Origin of the sequence: Neobacillus solisequens (assembly GCF_051233465.1) — a bacterium.
Taxonomy (GTDB): Bacteria; Bacillota; Bacilli; order Bacillales; family Cytobacillaceae; genus Neobacillus.
In genome coordinates this window covers 103,959-125,891 of sequence record NZ_JBKFGJ010000005.1, presented here as the reverse complement: position 1 = coordinate 125,891, position 21,933 = coordinate 103,959, and the positions used below count along the sequence as shown (strand labels likewise).

Here is a 21,933-nt window from a genome sequence, read left to right as displayed (position 1 = left end):
CAAGGAAGAGTCCGAAGCCGAGGCACCTTCGGACAGGACAGCGCGAAAAAAGCAAGGAAGAGTCCGAAGCCGAGGCACCTTCAGACAAGGCAGCGCGAAAAAAAGCAAGGAAGAGTCCGAAGCCGAGGCACCTTCGGACAAGGCAGCGCGAAAAAAAGCAAGGAAGAGTCCGAAGCCGAGGCACCTTCAGACAAGGCAGCGCAAAAAAATAGTGGAAGAGTCCGAAGCCGAGGCATCTTCAGACAAGGCAGCACGAAAAAAGCAAGGAAGGGTCCGAAGCTGAGGCACCTTCGGACAAGACAGCGTAAAAAAAGCAAGGAAGAGTCCGAAGCCGAGGCACCTTCGGACAGGACAGCGCGAAAAAAGCAAGGAAGAGTCCGAAGCCGAGGCACCTTCAGACAAGGCAGCGCGAAAAAAAGCAAGGAAGAGTCCGAAGCCGAGGCACCTTCGGACAAGGCAGCGCGAAAAAAAGCAAGGAAGAGTCCGAAGCCGAGGCACCTTCGGACAGGACAGCGCGAAAAAAGCAAGGAAGAGTCCGAAGCCGAAGCACCTTCGGACAAGGCCATCCCAAATAAGTGTGATTATGTCCGAAATAGATATACCGTGTTTCAAACACGAAAAATTATATATAATAGGAATCACTAGTTTTTCCAAACGAGGTGAAGTGTTTCTTTAATACCCTACAAAATGTCTTTTTTGTTAAATCGGTATTGCACCATTCATAAATGGTTGTAGTAGTAATCTTTTGTTCAGGAAATAGCAGCTTAAATTCCCTGACATTGCGTAGAATGGCATCTTCAACAGTTTCATGACCTCCACATTTCCCACAGACAAAAATATGGTTTTGTAAAGAGACCGAAAAGGACCTACAAAATTTACAATATATGTTCTTTTTTAACTGATCATATTGATAGTTTGGTACATGTGAAAATGGATTTTTCGTTTGATGTACTGATATTAATTGTTTGGCCAGTTCTTTGTGCCCATCATTCAAATTAGAGGATGTATTATTAATACTACTTAAAAATCGGTTAACCTGATTGGGAAGAATAATAGGGTGGTCGATTTGCGCGTTGTATAGAGTAAATTCGGGGTTAATGAATATAACGGAGGCCTCTACAAGGTAATTGAGCTTAAGGTATTGGAGGAGTTGGCGGAATTGAGAAGCACATTTGTGTAATTGTATAATTGGATTTTTATATTCTCGGCCGGTTTTTACAGAGTAAAACCTGTCCTTTTCCAAGCAAAAGTCGCCTTCAAAATTTTTAATATCCAGCAGGCGAATAACTTCCTGTGAAATGAGGGTTGTATCAATTTGAAAATAGGAATTGTTTATTTTAAGCAGCAAATCATTGAGGATCAATCTTTCTTCTTGAAGACTTTCTGACATCCGATCAAATTTTACCTCACCCTCATAACCCTTTTCCAGGTTGTAATAATGGAACTTCTCTTCTTGCGTCAACTCCATCCGCGTGTTTAAGGATCGCATTTTTAATAACTCTTCTGATTCAGTTCTACTTTTAAGTATCATTGGACACTTCCTTTCGACATGGATAAGTTCATTTTATAAAAAAATGGGGAAAAAGGGTGTGAAAATTCTGTTAAATATCCGGCGAGAGCAATAAAAAAAGAGGCTGAAACCCGAAAGTTTCAACCTCTTTCATATTATTCCTCATCCATAAACGGATAGGCTACCTCTGAAGTTGGGGCAAAGTTTTCTTTAATGACACGAGGGCTGGTCCAACGAATCATGTTGAAAACAGAGCCTGCTTTATCGTTTGTGCCAGATCCACGAGAACCGCCAAATGGCTGTTGGTTAATCATGGCGCCAGTTGGTTTATCGTTGATATAGAAGTTTCCGGCAGCTCCAGATAAGCGACGCTCTAAGTGCATAATTGCATGACGATCCTGAGCGAAAATGGCACCTGTTAGAGCATACATGGAAGCTGTATCTAATGAATCCAATGTTTCTTCTAATTGGTCATTTTTATATACATAAATGGTTAATACTGGTCCAAAGATTTCTTCAACCATTGTTTTGAAGTTTGGATTAGTCGTTACAATGATGGTCGGTTGCACGAAGTAACCAACGGAATCATCGTACGTGCCACCAGCAATGATTTCTGCTTCTTCAGAAGCTGCAGCATAGTCGATGTAGCTTGTAATTGAGTCAAAAGCTGGTTTGTCAATAACCGCACCCATGAAGTTTGTAAAGTTACGAACATCTCCGACTTTAAGCTTCGCTGTTTCTTCCAATAGGCCTGCTTTCACTTCTTCCCACATGCTTGCTGGGATGTAAGCACGAGAAGCAGCTGAACATTTTTGACCTTGGTATTCAAATGCACCACGAACGAGGTTGGCTACTACTTTGTCCGCTTTTGCTGTTTCGTGGGCAAATACAAAGTCCTTACCACCTGTTTCCCCAACTAAACGAGGATAAGATTTATAGTTTGCAATATTTTCGCCTACCGTTTTCCAAATGGTTTGGAATGTAGCTGTTGAACCAGTAAAATGGAATCCAGCCATACGTGGGTCTGTTAAAACGACTTCTGATACTTGCGAACCACGAGATGGTACGAAGTTGATGACTCCTTTTGGTAATCCAGCTTCTTCTAAAATACGCATAAAGTAGTAGTTTGCTAGGATTGAAGTGGTTGCTGGTTTCCAAACGACAACATTCCCCATCATAGCAGGTGCTGATGGTAAGTTCCCGCCAATAGCTGTAAAGTTAAATGGAGAGATGGCCAATACAAAACCATCTAATGCACGGTAATCTAAACGATTCCAAACATTCTTCATACTGTCCGGTTGAATTTGATATATTTGATTAGCATAATCTACGCCAAAGCGTAAGAAATCTATTAATTCTTGTGCAGAGTCGATTTCTGCTTGAATAGCTGTTTTGGATTGTCCTAACATCGTAGCAGCATTCATGACGTCACGATATGGACCTGAGATTAAATCAGCCGCTTTTAAGAAAATAGCAGCGCGGTGTTCCCATGGTGTATTTTCCCATGATTCTTTTGCAGCCATTGCCGCTTCTACTGCATCCCGTAATTCCTTTTCCCCAGCTTGCGAATAGTTTGCTAGAACATGTTGATGATCATGCGGCATCACTACTTGCTTCACTGTATCTGTCTTTATATTTTCCCCATTAATAATAACTGGAATATCGACAACGATTTCAGATTGGCGTTGTAATTCCGCTTTTAACGTTTCCCGTTCCTTTGTGCCAGGAGCATATGAATTGCCAGGCTCATTTGTAGGTGTTGGGATCTTGAAAATTCCGTTACTCATTTCATCCTCATTCCTTCCTCTTTCAATACTATGTTGTTCATATTAGGCAAAACTGGTTTTTCGAAAATTATTATAACATAATCTTTCTTTGATTGCGCTTTCTTTTAATCATTAAAAAAACAGCTTTGAATTTTAAGATTATTGAAGAATGGGTAAAAAATGAATAATATGCAGGGGATAATATTGACGAAAAGGGGAGTTCTGGATGTAAGAACTCATCCCTGTAGAGGTACGCATTTAGCGGGTCCCCAACTAAAGGATAGGCTATTTAGTTGGGGAAGCCATTTCTTCGCAAACTGATTTATTTATGGGTAACGTGATTTCAAAGGTAGTTAGATCATTGTTAGATAGACAATGAATTTTTCCGTTATGTTTTTCTATAATATTCTTACATACGAATAGGCCAATTCCCGTACCTAATTTCTTTGTGGTGTAAAATGGTTCGAAAATATAGGCTACTTCATCGGCATTTATGGTAGGTCCGTTATTAGAGATGACAATCTTGATGTGTTCACTGTCCACCTCTGTATTTATGTCAATTTTCCTTTGTTTTTCATCTTCCCTTACAGCATCGACAGCATTCATTAATAGGTTTAGAAAAACTTGCTTTAATTCATTTTGATCGCCGATTATCTTTATTTTGGGGTCTATTTTGGTATTTACCTTGATTTTACCATCGATAATGCTTGGATATAGAAAATCAAGCACTTCTTCTAAAATAAATTTTATGGTGATTTCCCCCATCTTACTTTCGTTAACTGTGTTCATTCTTGAGGTATGCAGGAACTGGGTAATTCTAAACTTAAGTTCTTCAAGTTCCTTGCTTACAATGTCTAAGTATGGTAATTTGGGATAATCATCTTTTAGTAGCTTAATAAATCCCATTACAGAGGTTAACGGGTTTCGAAATTCATGCACAAAGCACGAGGACATTTGTCCAAGAATAGCCAGTCGATCCTTATGTGTTTGGGAAATATAAAGGTTTTGTTCCTGCAGTTTTTTATCTTTCAATTCTGTGTATCTGGAAACAGCATGATAACAGAATAAATCAAACTGTCGATTGATTAGATCAATGATGAGTTGTAATTTTTCAATCTCGATTCCAGAAAGGTTTACGCATTTTACAATAAGACTTCGTCCAAGATTAACATTATAAACAAATTCACCAATGTTGATTTCCGCATCGACTCGTTGCTTGGCGATTTTGTAAGCTAATGATTGAATTTGGTCATCTGATAATTGTTTTACGAACGATTTTGATATAAATTCGTACATGATAAAACCGTTGTGTCTAATCAAGTCAATATCATCTTTGTCATTATGTACGATGATCTGTTCTTCCCATAAATCAATGAATTCTTTGTGATGCATTTTAAGAAACTGGCTCAGTTGTTGATAAACATGATCCATTTGGTCCGTTGATTCCATAAAAAGCCTACCTTTAATTTAGAATAAAAATCCCGTAAAGTTAGCTCCAATATACTGGATTTTTGAGTGCCTGTCACCCTAAGTAGGTAAGTTGTTAATAAAATTTAAAAAACTAAGCAGTCTCTTTGTCTAAAATGATATAGGGAAAAAATATTTTGTTGACAAAGTATTTAAATACTACTAAAATTAAAAATTATTTAACAATAATTTGCTCTATCAAAAAATTCAATATTAGCAAGCTATGATTGCTATGGATCACACTATAGCAGGAGCGGCTTCTGGAGAGACCGCGGGGTATCCGCGGCGCCGAAGGGTTCACAATCTCAGGCAAAAGGACAGAAGAGTACTGAATATGTATTTGTTATGCTACCAATGGGCAGTATGGCATCTATTATTTATTATTCTTATGACCATGAGATTGGAGGACATCCAATCTCTTTTTTTTATAGGGTTATATTTATTGCTCATTCATTCACAAGGAGGAGTTCACATTGGCACAGCAAGAGTTAAAAAGGAATTTAGCGAATCGTCATGTTCAATTAATCGCGATTGGAGGCACCATTGGTACCGGGTTATTCCTAGGGTCCGGGAAAGCCATTCAATTGGCGGGACCGTCCATTATGTTTGCTTATTTAATTGTGGGGATTGCCTGTTTTTTTGTCATGAGGGCACTGGGAGAACTCTTGTTGTCTAAGGCAGGCTATCAATCTTTTACAGACATTGCTGAGGACTATCTGGGACCGCGGGCAGCTTTCGTAACAGGTTGGACGTATTGGTTTTGTTGGATTATGACGGCTATGGCAGATGTTATTGCGGTTGGTGTATATGTACGATATTGGTTTCAGATCCCACAATGGGTTCCTGCCATCGTTTGTTTATTGATTCTATTTGGACTTAATCTATTAACCGTTAAGCTTTTTGGAGAATTAGAGTTTTGGTTTGCTTTAATAAAGGTCATTACGATCCTCGCATTAATTGGCATTGGAGTCATTTTGCTGGTAATGGGCTTCAAAACGGATGCAGGTGCCGTTTCTATTAAAAACTTATGGGAGCATGGCGGGCTTTTTCCAAACGGGGTTTCAGGGTTCTTACTATCCTTCCAAATGGTTGTCTTTGCCTTTGTAGGTGTGGAATTAGTGGGGGTATCGGCTGCGGAAACATCTAATCCTGAAAAAAATATCCCTTCCGCCATTAATAAAATACCTTTACGAATTCTGTTCTTCTACGTGGGTGCCCTGATTGTGCTTTTATGTATTAACCCATGGACGCAACTGAATGCGTCAGAAAGTCCTTTTGTTAAAACATTTAGCTTAGTGGGAATTCCGGTTGCCGCAGGTATTATTAACTTTGTGGTGTTAACTTCAGCAGCATCTGCTTGTAACAGTGGAATGTTTTCAACAAGTCGAATTCTTTTTAATTTAAGTAAAAATGAACAAGGGCCGGCTTATTTTTCAAAGTTGAATAAAAATCATGTGCCAGGCAACGCGCTATTGGTATCTACTCTAGTCCTTTCAGGGGGAGCGCTTTTAAGCAAACTGATTCCGGAACAGGCCTTTGGCATTGTAACCACGATTAGTGCCATTTGTTTTATTTGGGTTTGGGGTGTCATCCTCATATGTCACGTAAAGTATAAAAAGACTCGTCCGGATTTGCAGGCAAAATCCAAGTTTAAAGCACCGTTTACACCATTTGTGAATTACGCCGTTCTTGCGTTGTTTGCGTTTATTCTTATTATTATGCTGTTTGCAGATGCAACACGCCCGGCTTTATTGCTGACACCGATTTGGTTTGTTTTATTATTTACTTTATATTCAAGTAGAAAAAGAGGAGAGAAACGGATAAGAGTATCCGCTTAGAATCATCCTTAATAGATGCTAGCCCCTAGTATGTTCATTCGTTAACATACAGGGGGCTAGAACATTTATTTATTTACTTACCCCTCACTTTTACTCTGGTAAAACTAGGTCAACGATGGTTCCTAGCCCCTTTTTACTTCTAATAAAAATATCTCCATTATTTTCTCTGATTATTTTAAAGCAAACGGTGAGTCCCAAACCGGTTCCTCGCTCTTTGGTTGTATAAAAAGGTTCCCCTAATTTCTTGAGTATCTGTTTTGGTATGCCGTCACCGTTATCAATGATTCGAATTCTAAATTTTTTCTGACCAATTCGTTCGGATTTAACTCTAATTTTTCCACCCTTTGATACGGCTTCCAAGGAATTTTTTACAATGTTAATCAGTACTTGCTTCAGTTGCTTTTCTTCTATTGAGCGGGTTTCTATGTTAGCTTTTGTTTGAATCTCGATAGATACCTGGAGAAGAAGTGCTGTTGTATCGATTAGAATTTTCACATCATGAATCACTTTATTGATCAATACGACTTTTCCATTTTTAAAAGTGGCCTGTGGTTTGGCAATAAAAAGCAGTTCTCCGACTACCTCATTAATGCGGTCAATTTCATCCGAAATAATGGTTAAGTAATATTTCTCGTTCGTGTCCAATATGCTCTGATCCAATAATTTTATGAAGCCTTTTATCGAAGTAAGTGGATTCCTGATTTCGTGAGCTATTCCTGCAGCCATTTCACCCAATACTCTCAAGTTTTCTGATTTCACCAGCATTTCTTCGTCTTTTTTTCTCATCGTAATATCGGTGCCAAGGCACAAAGTATGGTCATGGTTTCCTTTAAACGAGATCGAGAGCGAATTCCATTCAGTAATCAGTTGTTCTCCATTACTAAAGATGACCACTTCATTTGAGTCTTGCTTTCTCTCCATTGATAGATATCGTTCAATGATTTCAGAGCCTTTTAAACCTATCAACTCGCTAGGTTTCTTATTACAGAGTTGTGCAAACTTCTCATTTACGAGGACAAACTCATCCTGATCGTTTTTGACATAAAGATAGTTCGGATAAATATTAAGGATAATTTCTAGGAAGTTTCTTTCCTCTTCTAGTTCCTGGTTAACTGTTTTAATAATTGCATTTTGCAAGATAAAATAAGTGACAATTAAAATGAATGCAGCAAAAAATGAATTTAATACTGAAAAAAATAGAGGGAACACCAAATATCCACTTAAAATCCCATTGATGTAGATAAATAATGAACCGAAAACAAGTGAACGATAAAATCTCGACAATTTTTTGTCTGGTAGTTGATGACAAATAAACAGGATTAAAAAGGATTGGACAAAGACCAATATAATATTAATAAGAAACGTAAGATTTAACGCCCCATAGGTGGGGATAAAATGAACAGGAAAAGATGGATAAGGCTGAATCCGATAAATTTTGACAACTCCAAAATGAGTTAAATTAAAACCATAAACGATTAAGCTAAAAAGCAAAAAAAAGGTAGAATGACTCTTAGTAAATAACCATTTATGATAGTTCCTTCCATTCTTATCAGCTATTTCTGTTTTGAAGATGTAAAAGGCCACAAAGTATAACAAAGGCATAATCATAATTGGACCAAAGCGGAATATTCTAAACAGCATTTCAATTGTTTTCTCCGATAGATAATCCCCTGCATACAAAATGGCCACATCCATTTGCCAAAAGGATAATAGAAATAAAAAGTAAGAAAAATACCGTGCAATGTCCATTTTATGAGCAAAAAGGATTATGAGCCCGCAGAAAAAGGGTATGAGCGAAATAGAAACCAGTAAAATAAAATCCAATGGAAACAGTCCTTCTACAATTTTGAAAGTAAGATACATGAATTATTGCCGCCATAGCCATGAGAGGTGATGGCAACTTTATTCACTTCTTCATATTTTGTTTCTGTCACGATGGGGAGATCCGGATAATTAGTCAAATTCCATTTTATCGTTGGAGGAATAAACTGATGTTCAATACTGATTAAGCTGGAAATAGCTTGTATAGCTCCCGTTGCACCGAGGTAATGCCCGGTCATTCCTTTAATAGAAGTGATGGGAACGGAATGTCCGAACAATGTTCTATGTACAATGGTTTCTACGGTGTCATTCTCTTTTATTCCAAGAGCCTGGCTGTTAATATAGTCCGGAACTTGTCCATTTAGACATTGTCGCAATGCCTCAATCATCCTGGCACCTGAGGAATCAGAATGGTAAATCGAGATTCCATCCTGGTTCATATAGGCTCCCTCAAGCCAGCCTTTAGCAATGACATTTCGGCTTTGAGCTGAATGTTCACTTTCGAGCACAAGAACCCCCGCACCTTCCGATAAAACAAAGCCGCTATCATCAGAAAAAGGGCCGCCGGCCACTGCTGGATCCGTTTCCCTTGATGTGAGCCGAAGTTTAGAAAATCCCTGAACCACGACATCTGTTAATGTACTTTCTACTCCTCCGACTATACAAATATCAAATTGGCCAGCCTCAATCAAAGTTTTTCCTAAATTGATCGCGTCTGTGCTTGCGGTGCAGCTGTTGCATAAAGTTAAAGACATGCCATGCAAATCAAAAAACGAACTCACAGCGGTTGATAAAGCGTTTGCATTCATATTCCCGATAGATAATGGAGAAATTTGATTGTTTTTTTGAAGTTTCACGCTCCACTTTTCAACCTCAGTAATATTCCCACCCGAAGTTCCTATAATAACGCCAACTCTTTTGTCTTGCAATCTATTTATTAGGTGAGCCATCTTGATTGCATCATGAGCAGCTCCAATCACCATTTGTGCTGTTCTGGGATATCTTTTCAATACTTTGGGACAAAGCGCTGTTAAGTCTGCATCAATTTTCCCGCAAACTAGCTGAAGTCCATGATTAAACTCAATCATTTCTAAAATAATCTTACCATGTTCCAGTACATCTTTAAAATCTGAAACGGATTGAATTTTCGGTGCCTTTATACCATAACCTGTGATTAGTACTTTCACTCTAAAATACTCCTCTAACATGTAATCTATTGAAATTATTATATTTTCCACTATTAAGAGAATAGCCTTTTTGGAAATAGCTCCTATCTTTAATGGCCAACCTTTATTACAACCTTGCTATCAAAAAGTGCTATTATACAAATAAAAGTGGGAGCCGACTGGACTTGGCTTCCACTTTTATATATTGCTTCATTTTTATATGATACGAGTGATAACGATACCTGAGATTTGTTTAATTTTACTCTCTAAAGCAGGAATAACATCTCCATTTACTTTATCATCAATGTCAATCATTGTATAGGCATATTCTCCACGGCTTTTGTTAACCATATCTGCAATGTTTAGATCGTAACTGGAGATCGCCGATGTAATTTGTCCAACCATGTTTGGAACATTTTTATGAAAGGCCACCACTCGTTGTTTACCGGTATAAGGAAGACTGACATTTGGGAAATTCACAGAGTTTTTAATATTTCCTGTCTCTAAAAATTCCTTTACCTGACGGGCCGCCATGATTGCGCAGTTTTCCTCTGACTCCTGAGTAGAGGCACCAAGGTGTGGAATCGGAACGGCATTTTTCATTTTTAGCACATTTTCATTCGGGAAATCGGTGATATACTTTCCAACCTTCCCGTTCTCAAGGGCAGTGGCCATGTCTGATTCATTAACAAGCTCACCACGCGAGAAGTTTAAAATATAGACATCTGGCTTCATGATGCTGAAAGTTGCTTCGTTAAACATTCCTTTCGTATCTCCGGTTAACGGCACGTGTACAGTAATATAATCAGATTCTGCAAATAGCTGTTCAATGGTCATGGCCCGCTGAACATTACGGGATAAATTCCAAGCCGTGTCGACAGAAATAAAGGGATCAAATCCGATGACGTCCATATCGAGATCAAGCGCATGGTTTGCGACAAGAGCACCAATGGCCCCTAAACCAATAACCCCTAATGTTTTCCCTTTAATTTCTTTTCCAACAAACTGTTTTTTACCAGCTTCCACGAGCTTGGGAATTTGGTCACCTTCACCTTGAAGTGAAGTAGTCCAGGCAACACCGTCAAAAAGGTTGCGGGAAGAGGCGATTAGTGTAGTTAAAACTAGTTCTTTAACAGCGTTGGCATTGGCACCCGGAGTATTAAACACCACGATACCTTGCTCTGTGCATCGATCTACGGGAATATTATTGACACCCGCACCTGCTCTTGCGATTGCTTTTAAATTGGCTCCGAATTCAGTACTGTGCATATTGAAGCTGCGAACTAGGATGGCATCCGGATTTTCATGGTCGTTGTCAATTTTAAAGCCGTCCTTATTGAAGATTTTTAGGCCTCGTTCTGCAATGCTGTTAAGGGTTTTGATGGTTTTTACTTTTTCCAGCGTAATTGTACTCATTCTTTTTCCTCCTTTAATAAACAGAAAGAGGTAAGGGAATCACTCCCTTACCTCTGCCCAGGCGAACGGCTTCGACACCATGTGCTCCCTCGCGGTGATCCGCGTTTCGCCAGTCACACATGGCCCTTTTAATTGGTTTCATTTTACCATACTTTTTTTCGGTTTGCCACTTAAATACTTTATATATATTGAAAAATTTGAATACTTTTGGTTGGTGGAATTTATTGGGGTGGGCGAAGGTTGAAATGGGGGTCAGTTTATGCGACTTCGGACTTGATTCCGTTTTTTTGAAAGGTTATGTCAAAAGAAGGGAGGGGTTGGGCTAGAGGCACGTCTTATAGGCCCGACGATGTCTGAAGAAGGGAGGTGTTCGGACACGAACACGCCTTATAGGCCCGTCGGTGTCTGAAGAGGGGAGGTGTTCGGACAAGAATTCGTCTTATAGGCTCGGCGGTGTCCGAAGAAGGGAGGTGTTCGGACACGAACACGCCTGATAGGCTCAGCGGTGTCCGAAGAAGAGAAGTGTTGGGACAGAGGCACGTCTTATAGGCCCGGCGGTGTCCGAAAAGGTGAGGTGTTCGGACATGAACATGCCTGATAGGCTCAGCGGTGTCCAAAGAAGAGAAGTGTTGGGACAGAGGCAGGTCTTATAGGCCCGGCGGTGTCCGAAGAAGGTAAATGTTCGGACAAGAACAGGTCTTATAGGCCCGACGATGTCTGAAGAAGGGAGGTGTTCGGACATGAATTCGTCTTATAGGCTCGGCGGTGTCCGAAGAAGGGATGTGTTCGGACACGAACACGCCTGATAGGCTCAGCGGTGTCCGAAGAAGGTAAATGTTCGGATAAGAACAGGTCTTATAGGCCTGACGGTGTCCGAAGAAGTGAGATGTTCGGACAAGAATTCGTCTTATAGGCTCGGCGGTGTCCGAAAAGGTGAGATGTTCGGACACGAACACGCCTGATAGGCTCAGCGGTGTCCAAAGAAGAGAAGTGTTGGGACAGAGGCAGGTCTTATAGGCCCGGCGGTGTCCGAAGAAGGTAAATGTTCGGACAAGAACAGGTCTTATAAGCCCGACGGTGTCCGAAGAAGTGAGATGTTCGGACACGAACACGCCTGATAGGCTCAGCGGTGCCCGAAGAAGGAATTCTCTATCACCTCTACTCATTGACTTTGCTAGAGTTCACGCGTTTGGAAGGATTTAGAAATGGCAATCCAGACATCTTGGTAAATTAAATGAAGGCAGGAGAAAGTAGAGTAGCAGTCCGAAAGCCAGCTTCAATTCAGACAGGATATATTTTTCAATCTAGTAAAAAAAATAAAAGATTCCTATTGAATCTAAAAATGAAAACGGTTATATTAAATACATAACAGTAATACGTCTTTAATACGTCTTAGTAAAGGAGTGGCAGAAATGAATGTTGCAAAAGTGGTAAATGAGATGATTTCAGCAACGAAAGAAGGGATTACGGAAGTTTACTTGGTGGCGTGTGGCGGCTCGTTAGTCGATATGTATCCCACAAAATACTTTCTTGAGTCCGAAGCCAGAAAAGTGGTCACAGGTCTTTTTACAGCAAATGAGTTTGTTCATGCAACACCAAAACGGTTAAATCAAGATTCTCTTGTGATCGTTTGCTCACATGGAGGAAACACACCGGAATCCGTGGCAGCAGCGAAGGTAGCCAAGGAGCATGGGGCCCACACCATCGGTTTGACACATAATAAAGAAGCCTCATTGCTGGAATATTCCGATCATGCGTTTATATATGAATGGGGGGCTGAAAGTGATGTCAAAAATAACCCAATGGCCATTATTCTGCAATTGGCTGTTGAGGTTCTCACATTGACTGAAGGATATTCGTACTATGAAGCCTTCCAAAATGGATTTGAAAAAATTAATGGAATCATTAAAAAGGGAGAGCAGTTGGTAGCTGCTAGAACAAAGGAGTTTGCCAACCAATATCAAAATGAGGAATTATTTTATATCCTTTCAAGTGGGGCATCTTATGGCCATGCCTATGGTTTTGCGATTTGCTCATTAATGGAAATGCAATGGCTTCATGCGGCATCGATCCATTCCGGGGAATACTTCCATGGGCCTTTTGAAGTAACTGACAAAGAAACTCCATTTATATTGTTGGTCAATGAGGGCAGAACACGTGCCTTGGATTTACGTGTCAAAACATTCCTTGATCAATACGCGGAAAAGGTAGAAGTTGTTGATGCGAAAGAATTGGGAATTAATACGATCGCGGATGAGGTTGTTGAATATTTTAATCCCATTCTCTTCTATAGTATTATGTGCGTATATCGCCAGGCACTAGCTGATGTACGGAATCATCCATTGGAAACACGTCGGTATATGGGAAAAGTTGCATACTAAAACGAGGTGACAGTCAAATGGTAAAGGTTATTGGAATTGGAGATAATGTTGTAGATAAATATGTTCATATTAAAACCATGTATCCTGGCGGCAATGCCCTTAACTTTAGTGTATTTGCGAAAAAATTAGGGGCTGATTCCGCATTTATCGGGACATTTGGTGATGACCGGGAAGCGGAACATGTAGAAAATGTACTAAAAGAATTGCAAATTGACATATCCAGATGCAGACATTTCAGCGGAGAAAATGGATGTGCCCGTGTCACTCTTGAGGATGGAGATCGTGTTTTTCTTGGTAGCAATGATGGCGGTGTAACTCGTGAACATTTGTTGGAACTAACGAATGATGATATAGAGTATTTACAAGATTGTTTGTTGGTCCATACAGGTTTGTACAGTCATACCGGACATATATTGGAACAACTGAATAGCCTTCAGGTGCCATTATCTTTTGACTTTTCCGATGATTTTCAACAGGAGCAAATCGATCAATATATTCATTTTGTGGACTTTGCCTTTTTTTCCTGCAGTCATTTATCTGAACAGGAGACAAAGGAATTTTTAAAAAGCAACTTTTCTAAGAATGGCCAAATTCTCATAGCGACCCGCGGAAGTGATCGCACCGTTGCCTATGATGGAAAAGAGTACTTTTATCAGTATCCGGAGTATGTTAAACCAGTAGATACAATGGGAGCTGGAGATTCTTTCATTACGGCATTTTTGCTTCACTATATTCAACATCCTGACATAGCACAGGCAATGAGGGAAGCGGCGGTGTTTGCAGCCAATAGCTGCCTTGTTGAAGGTTCTTTTGGGTTTGGGGTGTCCTATCAATAATTGTTTCGCGCGGCTTGTGATATCGTAAAACGTTTGATACTCTTTCTACATAAAGGGAAAAATGTGGGGGGAGAAAAAGGTGTACGTCAATCAGCAAGAACCATTATATATGCAAATTAAAAAAGCCATTCAGTCTGCGATCTTAAATGAAACATTTAAGCAGGGGGGGAAAATCCCAAACGAAACGGAATTAATGGATCAATACAAGGTGAGCCGAGTTACCGTCCGTAAAGCAGTGGAAGAGCTTGTGAAGGAAGGATACTTAGTGAAGCGACATGGGATTGGGACCTTTGTCAGTCATTCGAAAATTGATCGTAAAATCAAACATGTAATGGGATTTACTGCAACCTGCACGGCAAACGGTTTATCGTCTCATAGTGTCGTGACCAAGAAGGAAATGATGGAACCGGATTCAGCACTTAAAAAGGTGCTAAATCTTGAACCAGATGAAAAGGTCATCTATATCCAAAGGATTAGATATGCAGGTGATCACCCGTTGATGCTGGAGAATAACTATTATCCATATAATCGATTTCATTTTTTAATGGATGAGTCACTGGAAGGTTCATTGTACGATTTATTACGGGAGAAGTATGGCATAGATCCTGTGAAGTCTGGGAATACGACACTGGAAATTGAAGTGGCAGATGAAGAAAAGGCCCAGTTGCTTGAAACTTCCATTGGAAAAGCGTTGTTCTTCATGAATACCATTATTCACGATCAACACGGCATGCCTGTTCATGTAGGGAAACAGTTTATTATTGGGGATCGCTATCAATTTACGTTGTAAAAGAGATCCTTTACCCACCGTTATGACGTATTGTGGACGTTATAACGGTGGTTACTATAAAAAAATGAAAACGCTATTAAAATTTGTGTGAGAATGAAGGTGCCTGGATGCCTACTAGCCATTTAAATGCCGATACTGTGCTAGTTTCTAATGTTATTTTTTCAGGGAAAGAAGACGACCCGTTTGCCGGGTTTATTGCTGTTAAGGATAAAAAAATTATTGCAGTTGGTCATAAAAACGAGCAATATCACTGGATTGGTCCGAAAACGAAGGTATATCAGTTTGACGATCAGCTCATAATGCCGGGAATTCACGATAACCATGTATTCTTTACCGGATATATGTCCATGAATCGTGGTCTGGATTTGTCGAAGGTCACATCTGTAAACGAAGCTGTTACTCTATTAAAAGAGTATTCTAATGGATTGGGGCCAACTGAGAATCTTTATGGATTTGGCTGGGATAAGGAAAACTTTGGGTGTATTCCTGAACAAAGTGTATTGGATAAAGCCTTTCCGGACAGATCGGTGATTGTTATTAATCGAACAAAAAATTGGTGTTGGATGAATCAAAGGGCCATTGATCAGTATGGATTTACTCCTGGTCAATGCAGTGCTGAGGACCGTGCAGCATTATTAAAAGATATGCTGAAAGAAAAAGAGAAAGTGAGGGAAGAGTTCCTTCAGTTTTGTCAGCTGTTAGCTTCTAGGGGAGTTACCTCGATAAAAGATATCGGTTTTGACGAGTATGATTTGCTGCCTGTTTTAAGGGAATTATCTAATGAGGAGCAACTGCCAATCAGGGTTCATTTTGTTCTGGAACCTGTGTTGCAGCCCCTTAATATTGAAGTAGGAAAAGCTTATCAGCAACAATATCAACATGATCATCTGCAGTTTCAAGGATACAAAATAATGGTAGATGGGGTTGTAGCGGATCATACTGGTGATATGTTAGAGCCATATGCAGATATGGCGGATGTCAGAAATTTACGAGAAGTTGATTATGAGAGAATTGAAAATTGGGTAGTAGAGGCTGACCGTCATGGTTTGAAATGCTGTTTAACGGCAGAGGGGGATGCTGCGATCCGTCAGGCTGTTACCATTTTAGAAAAATGCAGGAAGATCAATGGGTATCGTGATGCGCGCCATTCGATTAGTGACTTAGAGTTTCCGCATCCCGATGACTTAAAACGCATGGGAGAGAATCAGATTTTTGCAGAAATTTATGCACAGATTTTATTGCTGATTCCTTCTTATCAAGAGTCGTATATGGCCGATGTGGTAGGAGTGGAAAAAGAATATCGTTTTTATGATTATAGGGCGATGCTAGACGCAGGGATCACGATTACTGCGGGGACAGATTTACCTTTGTTTATCACGAGTGTTCCAGATTCGATCTATGCTGCATCTAAGCGGCTTTTTCCAGATGGCTCACCTGAGGATGGATGGCACCCTGAACGAGGAATGCCGATCGCTGAAATGTTGAAGGCATGGACGATTAATGGGGCAAGGCATCATTTTATGGAGGACATAACAGGTTTCATAGAAGAGGGAAAATATGCAGATATTGCCGTTTTTGACCGGAATTTATTTGAAACTCCTGCCTCTGAAGTAAGAAATGCCAGAGCGATTTTGACAATGGTCGATGGGGATATTGTTTATGATTTAACCAAGGAAAAGATTCACGTATAGCTATTTCCAATGAAAAACAGGATGTTTTATGTCTCTTGATAATACGTTTTAGGGACGTCATTTAATTGAGAAATGAGGGACTAGTAATGGAAGCTAAAATGGTAGCAAAGCTGGCAAAAGAACGGAAAAAGTGGACCCTGCCTCATAGTTATTCACTTATTTTTTTGATTATTATCATCGTAGCCCTACTAACATGGATTTTGCCAAGCGGACAATTTGACCGGAAAGATGTGACAGTAGATGGCTCAACAAGAAGTGTCATCGTACCGGGAACATTTCATACGATTCCAAAGGTAAGTGATGCAGGTGATTTGCGTCAAGGGATCACAGGAATACTAAGTGCCCCAATGGAGGGTGTTATCAATGCTGCAGACGTAGTAGCCTTTGTATTAATTGTTGGTGGAGCCTTTGGAATTATTTTAAAGACGGGTGCTATTGACAGAGGCCTGATTGCCTTATCAAACAAGCTGCAAAATAAAGGGATTTTTGTCATTCCGATTGCTATGATCCTTTTCAGTTTGGGCGGTTCAACTTTTGGAATGAGTGAGGAAACCATTCCGCTCTATGCTATTTTTATATCCCTTATGTTTGTCCTGAAATTTGATTCGATTACAGCCATCTTAATCCTATTTTTAGGTACTCAAATTGGATATGTGGGTTCAACGCTTAATCCATTTTCTGTTCTGATTGCACAAGGAGTTTCCGGCATTAAGGGTAATCCGCAATTATGGCTGCGGTTTATTGAATGGATTGTGTTTACGGGCGTTTCAATTGGCTTTACGATGTGGTACGCAGCCCGCGTTAGAAAAAATCCAGAGAAGTCAGTTGTGTATAAGAACGATTTAGAAAATCGATCTCAATTTATAAAAGAAGAAGTGGAACAAGTCGTTTGTTTTTCTGTTCGTGATAAAATTATTTTATCTGGATTTGGCGTAGCTCTTGCACTCATTATATGGGGTATTCTTTCACACGGCTGGTACATGACCGAAATAGGTGCGGTATTTGTGGGGTTAGGTTTATTTGCAGGTATTGTGGCAAAAATGAACCAAAAGGAATTGGCTGAAAACTTTGTTCAAGGCTGTAGCGAATTTGTTTATGCGGCTGTCATTATTGGACTTGCCCGCGGTATTTTGGTTATTGCTGAAAATGGAATGATTATTGATACTATATTAAATTCATTGGCTTCCATGATGGGGGGGCTGCCAAAGTTTGCTTTTACTACCATCATGCTATTGGTTCACAACATTATTACGTTTTTCGTCCCATCCTCATCTGGTGAGGCTTCGTTAACAATGCCTGTCATGGCTCCATTGGCGAATCTAATGGGGATTCATGGAGAAGCGGCTGTTACCGCCTATCAATTCGGTAATGGCTTAACGAATATTATTTCTCCAACAAACGGGGTATTATTAGCTGGCTTAGCGATTGCCAGAATCAGTTTTGGTCAATGGCTCAAATTAATGCTAAAAATATTCCCAATTTTGTGGATTATTGCAGCTGTGTTTGCTGCCATCTCTGCTTACGTTGGGATGTAATAAAGGAAACCTCATAGAAATTAGATGTCTTTGGCAAAATGAAACCAACTCGTTCACACATGGAGTTGGTTTTTTTATTGGCTATTTTAAAGAATACATGTTGATAGGAGCGGAAGGCATGAAGACTCCTGTGGGAGTACGGTTCTGGAGAGACCCCGCAGGCGCAAGCGCCGAGGAGGCTCGCCGAAACGCCCACGGAAAGCGAAGTGCCTGGAGCGGAAATCAACATACAAGTTGAACAGAGCCTTATTTATAAAATATAGTTCAATTTTGCAAACATGATCTGCATGCTTTAGTCTTGAATGGTATAAAAAGTGGGGGGGCATGGGTCTCTACATTTTTAGGTATTGGGTTTATATTAGGAATATCCATTAAATTTTGTCTATAAGGGAGTAACTTTGACATAGAAACGGGAAGAACTATTCCTAAAAGAGGTGGTAAAATTTATTCGATTGGCAGGGGGGACAGGACCATGTTAAAACAGTACTTTGAAAAGGCAAAAGAAAAGGTTGAACTGGTTGAAAAAAATCAAATGGCGAATTTGAAGGAAGCAGCTGAACAGGTGGCAAAAGCGATTCAAAATGGCGGTATCGTTCAACTATTCGGCTGCGGCCACTCTCATATTTTAACAGAAGAGGTATGTTATCGAGCTGGCGGACTTGTTCCTATTAATCCCATCTTGTTTGAGCCCTTAATGCTGCATGAAGGCGCAATAAGGTCCTCACAGTTAGAACGACAAAACGGCTTAGCAGCTGAGTTCATGGGCACCCAAGACATCTGTAAAGAAGACGTTATGTTTGTCATTTCCACTTCTGGCCGTAACCCGGTTCCTGTGGATGTAGCCCAAATGGCTAAAGCAAAAGGGGCTTTTGTAATTGGGATCACTTCCTTGGAATATTCGAAGAGCCAGCCATCCAGGCATGAGAGCGGTAAACACTTATTTAATTCGGTGGACTTAGTGATCGATAACTATTCAACCAAAGGGGATGCAGCCCTTTCTTATGAAAAGGTTAGTGTACCATTTGGCCCCACATCAACTGTAGTGGGGGCAGTCATCATTAATGCCATCTTTGCCGAAGCGGTAAAAATGATGGCAGACAATGGCTTTGAACCACCAATCTTCTTAAGTGGAAACATTGATGGAGCTGATCAACATAACCAGCAATTAATAGAAAAATACCGGGATAGAATTCCGCTGTTAAAATAAATTCCGGTTAAAGAAGCTAAAAAAGACGACTGTTTATCTCAAAAATGTGAATTTCAGTCGTCTTTTTGCTTTTGAATGAGTTTGATAATAGAGTCCTTTGGGTTCCAACATTGAAATTGATAGTGTGTCTTTGTTTCATAGCCTAATCTTTTGCAAAAGTATTTCATTCCTTCTGCTTTTTTCTCTGCTCGGAAATGTTGGCATGTGGCGCAGCAATGGAAATTTTTCAATTTTCTTTGCCTCTTTTTTTCTGTATTTGGTGCTTCATTTTGAAACATCCATCATCTCGGTGAACATGTCTACCTTGAACTTTATTTCCATGTGTAAGGCCTGGAGGAATTTCTTTATGTTTATTCGTGAAGGAGTTGCGGTGTTTTTGCCTTCCAACTCGTGCATTTTCATTCGTACTTGGGTGTAATCGAATAGCTTGGATGAGTAATATTCAAAAGTTGGATTGGCGTAATCGGTTAATCCCAGTGAAGCGAGATGCTCAAGCACCTGTTGGATTGCCCGGCGGACTCTCTGTTCCACTGCTTTGCACTCTTTTCGGAGTTCCTGTTGAGTTGCAGAGACATCGAGATGTTTTTTTGCTGTAAGCTCATACAGCACATGTAAGTTAGGGATTTCGTAATTACCTTGCATTTCCCATTGATGCATCTGTTCTAATAGATCCAAAAGGTCCTTTTCACCGCTCTTGCCAACCATACCAAGTTCAAACAAGATTTTCTTTGCAGTGGATGTGAATGATGGCTGCTTTGTTGGTTGCTGGCTTTCAAGTTTGCGGTTTTTGGTGGTACTCTTGGTTAAAATGCTTAAGGAATGCTGGATGGTATGAAGCGATTTTTCCAACAACCGATAGTCGCTTACCTTTTTAAGGACGCTAACCACTTCAAGCCGGTTTATCGGCTTTGTAATATAATGCTCTACTCCGATGGAATATGCTTCACTAATCATATCCTTCGATTCGATTTGCGAGATCATGATGATTTTCCCCTGAAAATAAGGGGCGATCGCTCTTACGGTCTCAATTCCGTCCCTAATGGGCATGAGAAGATCAATAATAAGGATATCGACTTCCATTTTGTTCAGAGTCTGAGCATCTACTTCGGCTCCATCGGCTGCTTCCCCTACAATGGTACCCAATTCTTCTTCCTCAATGATATTTGAAAGCATTCCTCTGATGTTAGCGGTATCATCGACTATGAAAAAGTTCATCTTCATTCCTCCTTTTTAATTAACATGGCAACTGGAAGATGAATTTCAAAGGTAGTTCCTTTTTCTTGTGATGACTGAACCAGTTTTATAGTGCCTCCTAGATTTTCAATAATATTTTTTGTGTAAGATAAACCAATGCCATTTGATGCTATTCCGTCCTGATTAAACTTTGTTGTAAAGCCCGGTTCAAAAATATACGCTTTGTTTTTCTCAGAAATTCCGTTTCCATTATCTTTTACTGTTATTTTGACTTGGTCTTTCACCATTTCCACTGTTAACGCAATGTTCCCCTCATGCTTGATCGCCTCCACCGCATTGGCGACAAGGTTATTTAGGATGGAGAGGAGGAGGAAAGTCTGGTACTTCGGATGCTCACCATAGATATTAACTTGAATTTGAACCGATTTCCGAAGAAGCTCCCCATAATTTTTATTTGAGAGGCTGATGACAGAGATAATATCCTTAATATCCATGAAATCTGCCAACTTTTCCTTGGTCATTAAACGGGATAATCCTGCGTAAATCCGTTGATTATCTTTTTTTATTTCATGCAATTCACCAGCGACTTTTAGCATGGCTTGTGCATGTGTAAGATGGTTCTCCTCTTTTAAATCCCGGTAAATGGCATAGCAGGTGCTGGTTAATTCCTCCGCGTTTTTCATCGATTTCTCCAATTGGAATTTTTCAGCATATAATTCCGACACAAATAATAAAATTTGTTCGGTCCGTTGTCGCTGCTGCTCTTCGGCCAATCTTGTTTCCCGAACTAAAATAGCATTAAAAAAACCGAGTGCAAAAAAGCTGCGGATCATGGCGACCAAAACGATGATCAGTAAGTTTGAACCCGTCATTTTCATATCGGTCGTGAAATGGCGAATGGTCATTTCTGTTACATTTCCGATTATTTCAAGAACCATACCTAGCAGGCCAATTAGCAGAGGTTTGGAATACATCTTTTTAACTTTGAAAATATGAAAAAACAGAGCAAAAAGCATGTAATAAAAAAACACAGGAAAATTAGTAGAAAATTGGAATGCTCCATCTAGCAGTTTGTCGTGAATCATTCGAAAGCAGAGAACGGAGGCCCCTGTTACAAAGCCTGCAAAAATTGGATGGATTTTACGTGACCATAACAGGATAAAGAAAAAAACCGGCGCACTCATGCTGATCCTTTGATCAGGGCTGCTAAAGGGATACACCTTTACTTCACCAGCGATCGGTACAGCAATCATCATAAACAAATAAGCTAATAATTTGTCACGAATCGGTTCTTCCCCCTTTTATGCAACGAAGA

The 21,933-nt window shown here is 40.0% G+C and carries 16 protein-coding genes and 2 riboswitches; of the genes, 8 read left to right on the top strand and 8 right to left on the bottom strand.

Annotated features, from left to right (window positions below):
• Positions 1–645: hypothetical protein (locus tag ACI3K6_RS07590; RefSeq protein ID WP_435554342.1), on the top strand; the 645-nt coding region annotated here is incomplete at its 5' end.
• On the opposite strand, the gene ACI3K6_RS07585 is transcribed toward ACI3K6_RS07590, so the two are convergent.
• From ACI3K6_RS07585 to ACI3K6_RS07575, 3 genes are all read right to left on the bottom strand, one after another.
• Positions 623–1,531, bottom strand: a complete 909-nt coding sequence (locus ACI3K6_RS07585; protein ID WP_335478942.1) for a nuclease-related domain-containing protein — start codon at positions 1,529–1,531, stop codon at positions 623–625. The genes ACI3K6_RS07590 and ACI3K6_RS07585 overlap by 23 nt on opposite strands.
• 134 nt (positions 1,532–1,665) lie before the next feature.
• A complete protein-coding gene (pruA, locus tag ACI3K6_RS07580) occupies positions 1,666–3,297 on the bottom strand; it encodes an L-glutamate gamma-semialdehyde dehydrogenase (RefSeq protein ID WP_435554341.1) in 1,632 nt (543 codons plus the stop codon).
• 264 nt (positions 3,298–3,561) lie between these two features.
• Complete coding sequence (locus tag ACI3K6_RS07575; RefSeq protein ID WP_435554340.1) at positions 3,562–4,725, bottom strand: histidine kinase N-terminal domain-containing protein; 1,164 nt, start codon at positions 4,723–4,725, stop codon at positions 3,562–3,564.
• A 268-nt stretch (positions 4,726–4,993) separates the two neighbouring features.
• A riboswitch (glycine riboswitch) is annotated at positions 4,994–5,074 on the top strand.
• Between the two features lie 142 nt (positions 5,075–5,216).
• On the opposite strand from ACI3K6_RS07575, the gene ACI3K6_RS07570 reads away from it, so the two are divergent.
• Positions 5,217–6,581 carry an amino acid permease gene (locus tag ACI3K6_RS07570; protein WP_335478949.1) on the top strand — a complete coding sequence of 455 codons (1,365 nt, stop codon included), beginning with the start codon at positions 5,217–5,219 and terminating at the stop codon, positions 6,579–6,581.
• 90 nt (positions 6,582–6,671) lie between these two features.
• On the opposite strand, the gene ACI3K6_RS07565 is transcribed toward ACI3K6_RS07570, so the two are convergent.
• From ACI3K6_RS07565 to ACI3K6_RS07555, 3 genes are all read right to left on the bottom strand, one after another.
• A complete protein-coding gene (locus ACI3K6_RS07565) occupies positions 6,672–8,444 on the bottom strand; it encodes an ATP-binding protein (protein WP_435554339.1) in 1,773 nt (590 codons plus the stop codon).
• Positions 8,420–9,589, bottom strand: coding sequence for a beta-ketoacyl synthase N-terminal-like domain-containing protein (locus ACI3K6_RS07560; RefSeq protein ID WP_435554338.1), 1,170 nt, complete (start codon positions 9,587–9,589; stop codon positions 8,420–8,422). The genes ACI3K6_RS07565 and ACI3K6_RS07560 overlap by 25 nt, the downstream gene beginning before the upstream one ends.
• Before the next feature lie 195 nt (positions 9,590–9,784).
• Positions 9,785–10,984, bottom strand: coding sequence for a phosphoglycerate dehydrogenase (locus ACI3K6_RS07555; RefSeq protein WP_435554336.1), 1,200 nt, complete (start codon positions 10,982–10,984; stop codon positions 9,785–9,787).
• Positions 10,985–11,032: 48 nt separating this feature from the next.
• A riboswitch (ZMP/ZTP riboswitch) is annotated at positions 11,033–11,111 on the bottom strand.
• A 1,285-nt stretch (positions 11,112–12,396) separates the two neighbouring features.
• Here ACI3K6_RS07555 and ACI3K6_RS07550 point away from each other — a divergent pair.
• From ACI3K6_RS07550 to ACI3K6_RS07525, 6 genes are all read left to right on the top strand, one after another.
• Positions 12,397–13,365 (top strand): SIS domain-containing protein, encoded by a 969-nt coding sequence (locus ACI3K6_RS07550; RefSeq protein ID WP_435554335.1) that lies wholly within the window; start codon positions 12,397–12,399, stop codon positions 13,363–13,365.
• A 17-nt stretch (positions 13,366–13,382) separates the two neighbouring features.
• Positions 13,383–14,201: a fructoselysine 6-kinase gene (locus tag ACI3K6_RS07545; protein WP_435554334.1), complete on the top strand. Its 819-nt coding sequence runs from the start codon at positions 13,383–13,385 to the stop codon at positions 14,199–14,201.
• 79 nt (positions 14,202–14,280) lie between these two features.
• Positions 14,281–14,991: a GntR family transcriptional regulator gene (locus ACI3K6_RS07540; protein WP_335478962.1), complete on the top strand. Its 711-nt coding sequence runs from the start codon at positions 14,281–14,283 to the stop codon at positions 14,989–14,991.
• 107 nt (positions 14,992–15,098) lie between these two features.
• On the top strand, positions 15,099–16,682 hold the full coding sequence (locus ACI3K6_RS07535; protein ID WP_435554333.1) for an amidohydrolase: 1,584 nt from the start codon (positions 15,099–15,101) through the stop codon (positions 16,680–16,682).
• An 86-nt stretch (positions 16,683–16,768) separates the two neighbouring features.
• Positions 16,769–18,217: a YfcC family protein gene (locus tag ACI3K6_RS07530; protein ID WP_435554332.1), complete on the top strand. Its 1,449-nt coding sequence runs from the start codon at positions 16,769–16,771 to the stop codon at positions 18,215–18,217.
• Between the two features lie 472 nt (positions 18,218–18,689).
• Entirely contained in the window at positions 18,690–19,424 is a 735-nt protein-coding gene (locus ACI3K6_RS07525; protein WP_435554331.1) for an SIS domain-containing protein, read from the top strand.
• A 264-nt stretch (positions 19,425–19,688) separates the two neighbouring features.
• On the opposite strand, the gene ACI3K6_RS07520 is transcribed toward ACI3K6_RS07525, so the two are convergent.
• On the bottom strand, positions 19,689–20,639 hold the full coding sequence (locus tag ACI3K6_RS07520) for a response regulator (protein ID WP_435554330.1): 951 nt from the start codon (positions 20,637–20,639) through the stop codon (positions 19,689–19,691).
• A 2-nt stretch (positions 20,640–20,641) separates the two neighbouring features.
• A complete protein-coding gene (locus ACI3K6_RS07515) occupies positions 20,642–21,874 on the bottom strand; it encodes a sensor histidine kinase (protein ID WP_435554329.1) in 1,233 nt (410 codons plus the stop codon).
• Between the last annotated feature and the right edge of the window lie 59 nt (positions 21,875–21,933).